Genomic DNA, 701 nt, shown 5'->3' with positions numbered 1-701 from the left:
TGTTCAATTTCGAGAAGCGCCTGGGATGAGGTTGATCCTGAGTTGTTGCGCACCTTCGAAAAGCTGGGTGTACCGCTGCACGAGCGCATGGCGCTGGCAGGCGTCGCGATCGATGTCATTTTTGACAGTGTGTCGGTGGCCACCACCTATAAAGACAAGCTGGCCGAGGTCGGCGTCATTTTCTGTTCGATGTCGGAAGCGGTGCTGGAGCATCCAGAGCTGGTGCGAAAATATCTTGGCAGCGTGGTCCCGCCCAGCGATAACTTTTACGCCGCGCTCAATTCGGCGGTATTTACCGACGGCTCGTTTTGCTTCATTCCCAAGGGCGTCAAGTGCCCGATGGATTTGTCGACCTACTTCCGCATCAACACCGAGGAGTCAGGGCAATTCGAGCGCACCCTGATTATCGCCGAGGAAGGCGCGTCAGTGTCCTACCTGGAAGGTTGTACCGCGCCAGCCTTCAGCACCAATCAGCTCCATGCGGCGGTCGTCGAACTGGTCGCCCTCGACAATGCCGACATCAAGTATTCGACCGTGCAGAACTGGTATGCGGGTGACGAAAACGGTGTCGGCGGCATTTACAATTTCGTCACCAAACGCGGTCTGGCCAAAGGTGTCAACGCACGAATTTCGTGGACCCAGGTCGAGACCGGGGCGGCGATCACCTGGAAGTATCCTTCGGTCATCTTGCTGGGCGATAA

Annotated in this window: 1 protein-coding gene; it reads left to right on the top strand. The window is 56.8% G+C overall.

What is annotated here, in order from left to right:
• The coding region (locus ACP7BV_RS27550; RefSeq protein ID WP_426108096.1) for a SufD family Fe-S cluster assembly protein at positions 1-701 on the top strand (701 nt) is incomplete at both ends.

The organism is Massilia sp. TSP1-1-2 (assembly GCF_049896185.1).
Lineage (GTDB): Bacteria > Pseudomonadota > Gammaproteobacteria > Burkholderiales > Burkholderiaceae_D > Telluria_A.
This window is presented reverse-complemented; position numbering and strand designations above follow the sequence as displayed.